This is a genomic window from Nocardiopsis listeri (assembly GCF_020741345.1).
Taxonomy (GTDB): domain Bacteria; phylum Actinomycetota; class Actinomycetes; order Streptosporangiales; family Streptosporangiaceae; genus Nocardiopsis; species Nocardiopsis listeri_A.
On record NZ_DYZD01000473.1, the window covers coordinates 1 to 4,405 of the forward strand.

Below are 4,405 nucleotides of genomic sequence, written 5' to 3' on the forward strand. Positions count from 1 at the left end.
TGGCATGGAGGAGGTCTGGGGTTCGAATCCCCATAGCTCCACTCGACTCCGAGACGACTCTGCTCGGTGGCCTTCGGCCGCCTCGCCGGGTCTTCTCGTCGTTTCTTCTGTCGCTTCGATGTGCGGCGCGACCGGGAGTGGGAGCCGGACACCGACCCCGTGGACGGCAACAGCACGTTGGTGACGTTCCGTATCCGGGTCTCGGGGAACGGTTCCCTCCTCACCGTGACACGGGACGGCTTCACCACCCTGGACGGCCGGTTCGGTGAGGCGACCGACAACGCGGCCATCGAGCTCGAGGGTTGGAACGGTGGCCTCACCACGCTGGCCGCCCACCTGGGGGAGGAGCCACGGTGACCACCACGCAACTGCCCAGAGTGTTCGCCGTCCTGGGGGACCACACCCGGTGGGAGGTGCTGGTCCGGCTCGGTAGAGCGCCCGCGTCGGCCTCGGACCTGGCGCGGGAGTCGCCGGTCTCGCGGCAGGCCATCGTCAAGCACCTGGACTCCCTACGCGGAGCCGGTCTGGTGCGCGCCGAACGGCGAGGTCGCGCGGTGGTCTATGAGGTGGACGGCGGCCGGTTGGACGAGGTCGGCAGGGACCTGAGCGTCATGGCCGAGGCCTGGGATCGCAGGCCGGCCCGGATCAAGACGATCGCCGAAGCCCCGGAGCAGGACCGGCCAGGAGAACCCCCGTCAGCTCGGTGAGCCGGGTCGCGTCGGTGGGCTGTCGATAAAATCGTGGATCGGCGCGATGGCCCCTTCCACCGGACGGGCCGCGAGCAGCGCCACCGCCCTGAGCGCCACGCGCAGGGGGAGACGCCAGGGGGTCGGATCGCCGCTCCGGGCGAAACCGGGGTGATAGAGCACGTGCGGCACTCGTTCGCGCTCGGGTGGGCTCAGACGGAGCCCGACTCGGGGTCATCCACCTTGCGGGCGACCAGGGCCAAGAACTCGGGATCAGAAGAGACCAGACGATCCACCTCGGTGCCGTCGTCACAGGTCAGCAGGGACACGGTGGCGCTGGTGGGGGTCCGCTCGACCACGCGCCACGGTGCTCCGTGCTCCTCCCATCGCAGCAGCGCTCCCGCCTGGGGGTTCTCGGGCATGCCATCACCTCTCTCGGCCAGGATAGAACCCCGTGTCGGCCGGGTCCCGGCCGGAGCGGGCGAAGGGTGCCGGCGCAGGCCCATCCCGCACGTCGACGTGCGCTGGAACACGTCCGACCCACTCCCGCGCATCCGCTAGGATCGGAAGCACGGCTTCACGGGGCTATGGCGCAGTTGGTAGCGCGCCTCCATGGCATGGAGGAGGTCTGGGGTTCGAATCCCCATAGCTCCACGAGACTCAAGGCGACCAGGTGAGCGCGTTTACGCGCGAACAGGGTCGCCTTCGTCGTTTCCTCTGCCCTTCAGGGGGTTCGGCTCGTCTGCGTTCTGGTCACGGGCCGCCCCGGGGATGACCGATGGTGAAGTGGAACCACCGGGACCGGCGAACGCTTGAGTGCGCCGATCCGGCGCACGACGGGGTCGCCGACCCCGAGCCGGTCGGTGACGGGACGGAATCCGTCGAGCACGCCGAACAGGACAAGGGACGTGGTCCTCGTCGGTGTCAGCGGGTGACGTGGGCGGCCAGACCGGCCAGGGACGACGCCAACCCGGTCTCGTGGTCGCCCGGGGAGATGCCCGGCGGGACGTTCCGTGCCTCGACGACCACCAGCGTGCCCCCGTCGGTGTCGGACAGCAGCCAAGTCATCGTCATGGTGCCCGCGAAGGCCGGGTCCGGGGCGTCGAACACGATCCGCTGGACGACGCGCTCGCCCGGCACCCGCTCCACGAACTCCGTCTCGACCACGTCGGTGGCCTGTGAGGACTTGCCGTGCCCGGGTTCGTGGTAGGTCAGCACCATCCGGTACCCGGAGGGGGCGAAGCGCTCGAACCGGCCCGCCATGCCCTCGGGCGGCAACCACTCCACGAGGCTCTCCGGATCCACCAGGGCCCGGTACACCTCCGGTCGGGAAGCCTCGATCCGACGTTCGGCTCGGTCCACTCGCTCGCTCATGCGGTCAGGGTAGGCCGTCGAGGATCGGTGAACACAACCCCTCACACCGTGTCCGCAAGAACCGAACACGGTCGTCGTCACCGGCCGGGTCGACAACGACCCCGTGGTGATCGCGAGCCGAGTCGTCGATCGGCAACGCGCGTCCTGGTCGACTCGGGAACGACGGCACGAGAACGAGTCTCGGACCTTCCTAGACTGGTCGCATGGACCACCCCTTGAACGGACACTCCCGCAACGCCGAAGCCCATCGGGCCATGGAGGACGACAGTCCCGTCATGGGTGTCCTGGAGAAGATCCAGGCCGAGGTCACGGGGATGTCCGACGGGGAGGTGGCCGACTACATCCCCGAACTCGCCCACGTCGATCCCGACACCTTCGGAATCGCCGCGGTCAGCCCGCACGGTCGCGTCTACGCGGTGGGTGAGTCGGAACGGCTCTTCACCATGCAGTCGATCTCCAAACCGTTCGTCTACGCGCTGGCGGTGGAGGAACGCGGCCTGGACGACGTGCACGAACACGTGGGGGCCGAACCCAGCGGCGAGCCGTTCAACGCGATCAGCCTCGACGAGAGGGGGCGCCCGGAGAACCCGATGATCAACGCGGGTGCGATCGTGACGACCTCCCTGGTGGGCGCCGGGGAACAGGGCGCGCGCTTCGAGCACATCCGGTCGGTGCTGTCGGCCTTCGCCGGGCGGGAGTTGATGGTGGACGAGCAGGTGCACCGGTCCGAATCGGAGACGGGACACCGCAACCGGGCCCTGGGCTACCTCAGCCTGTCCGGGGGCGTGCTGGTCGGCCCGGTGGAGGAGGCCGTGCAGGACTACTTCCGCCAGTGCTCGTTGAGCGTGACGGTGATGGACCTGGCCGTCATGGCCGTGACCCTGGCCGTGGGCGGGGTCAACCCCCTCACGGGGGAACGGGTGGTGTCCCAGCGCACGGCACGGCACGCCCTGTCGATCATGTCGAGCTGTGGCATGTACGACCGGGCGGGGGAGTGGGGGTTGCGCGTGGGCATCCCGGCCAAGAGCGGGGTGAGCGGCGGCATCCTGGCGTCCGCCCCGGGTGCGTTCGGGGTCGGTGTGTTCAGCCCGCCCTTGGACGACGCGGGCAACAGCGTGCGCGGGGTGGCGGCCCTCGAACGGCTCTCCGACGACTACGACCTGCACATGCTCCAGACGCCCTCGGAGCCGCCGTCCCCGGTGCACAGCGTGAGTCGCTCGGGCGGCACGCTCGACGTGCGCCTGTGCGGGGAGATCGACTTCCTCGCCGCCGAACAGGTGGTGTCGCGGTTGGCCGAGGTGATCGACGACTCGCGAGTGCGTACGGTGACGGTCGAGTTGGAGAAGGTCTCCGGGTTCAGCGACGCCGCCCGCACGCTCTTCGCAGCCGAACTGGACGAACTGGCGGAGGCCGGTGTGGACACCGCGGTGAGCGACCCTCGCGGCGTCCGCCACGGCTGACCTGGAGACAGGCTCGCGGTTCCCCTTGACCGCGGGCACACTACCGGCGCATAATCAACCTAGTGGTTGATCAACTGAAAGGTTGAATTCGGATATGGCGGACGATCCGCTCAGTCTCACGTTCGCCGCTCTGGCGGACCCGACCCGTCGGGAGATTCTCGCCCGCCTGGCCGGAGGCGAGGCCACCGTCAACGAACTGGCGGAACCGTTCGACATGAGTCTCCAGGCGGTCTCCAAGCACCTGAAGGTCCTGGAGAAGGCCGGACTCATCACCCGGGGGCGTGACGCCCAGTGGCGTCCCTGTCGGCTGGAGCCCGCGCCCCTGGTGGAGGTCGACCGCTGGGTCGACCGATACCGGGACCGGTGGGAGGAACGCTTCACCCGCCTTGACGAGGAACTACGCAGAATCGAGGGAGAGAGCAACCATGAGTGACCTCAAGGTCGTCGCCGAACCGGGACGTCAGGACATCCTCATCACCCGCACCTTCGACGCCCCCCGCGAGCTGGTCTGGCGCGCGGTCACCGAGCCCGAACTCGTCGGCCGCTGGTTCGGCCTGGACGCCACCACCACGGAGGTCGACCCCACCGAGGTGCGTACCGGCACCCCATGGCGGATCAGCGAGAAGGCGCCCGACGGCGCGGTCTACGCCTTCCGCGGCGTGCACCACGACGTCCGGGAGCCCGAGCGGGTCGTGCGCACCTTCGAGTTCGAGGGCATGCCCGGCCACGTCTCCCTGGAGACGCTCACCCTGACCGAGGTGGACGGACGCACGAAGTACGAGGCCGTGGCCCTGTACCAGTCGGTCGAGGACCGCGACGGGATGCTCGCCTCCGGCATGGAGTCCGGGATGGAGGAGTCCATGAACAAGTTGGACGAGGTTCTGC

The 4,405-nt window shown here is 69.1% G+C and carries 7 protein-coding genes and 1 tRNA gene; 6 read left to right on the plus strand and 2 right to left on the minus strand.

What is annotated here, in order from left to right; all coding sequences use genetic code 11:
- The first annotated feature begins 159 nt into the window (after positions 1-159).
- On the plus strand, positions 160-357 hold the full coding sequence (locus K8V84_RS25545) for a hypothetical protein (protein WP_304079452.1): 198 nt from the start codon (positions 160-162) through the stop codon (positions 355-357).
- Complete coding sequence (locus K8V84_RS25550) at positions 354-707, plus strand: helix-turn-helix transcriptional regulator (RefSeq protein WP_304079455.1); 354 nt, start codon at positions 354-356, stop codon at positions 705-707. The genes K8V84_RS25545 and K8V84_RS25550 overlap by 4 nt, the downstream gene beginning before the upstream one ends.
- 191 nt (positions 708-898) lie before the next feature.
- On the opposite strand, the gene K8V84_RS25555 is transcribed toward K8V84_RS25550, so the two are convergent.
- Positions 899-1,108, minus strand: a complete 210-nt coding sequence (locus tag K8V84_RS25555; protein ID WP_304079458.1) for a hypothetical protein — start codon at positions 1,106-1,108, stop codon at positions 899-901.
- A 159-nt stretch (positions 1,109-1,267) separates the two neighbouring features.
- Between K8V84_RS25555 and K8V84_RS25560 the strand changes: the two genes are divergently transcribed.
- Positions 1,268-1,340: transfer RNA gene (locus tag K8V84_RS25560), tRNA-Ala, on the plus strand.
- A 270-nt stretch (positions 1,341-1,610) separates the two neighbouring features.
- On the opposite strand, the gene K8V84_RS25565 is transcribed toward K8V84_RS25560, so the two are convergent.
- On the minus strand, positions 1,611-2,060 hold the full coding sequence (locus K8V84_RS25565) for an SRPBCC domain-containing protein (RefSeq protein WP_304079461.1): 450 nt from the start codon (positions 2,058-2,060) through the stop codon (positions 1,611-1,613).
- Between the two features lie 203 nt (positions 2,061-2,263).
- Between K8V84_RS25565 and glsA the strand changes: the two genes are divergently transcribed.
- The 3 genes from glsA to K8V84_RS25580 form a co-directional block, all read left to right on the plus strand.
- Positions 2,264-3,520, plus strand: a complete 1,257-nt coding sequence (gene glsA / locus K8V84_RS25570) for a glutaminase A (RefSeq protein ID WP_304079462.1) — start codon at positions 2,264-2,266, stop codon at positions 3,518-3,520.
- Positions 3,521-3,614: 94 nt separating this feature from the next.
- A complete protein-coding gene (locus K8V84_RS25575) occupies positions 3,615-3,953 on the plus strand; it encodes a helix-turn-helix transcriptional regulator (protein ID WP_304079464.1) in 339 nt (112 codons plus the stop codon).
- A partial coding sequence (locus tag K8V84_RS25580) for an SRPBCC family protein (RefSeq protein WP_304079467.1) occupies positions 3,946-4,405 on the plus strand: 460 nt, incomplete at its 3' end. The genes K8V84_RS25575 and K8V84_RS25580, both read left to right, overlap by 8 nt.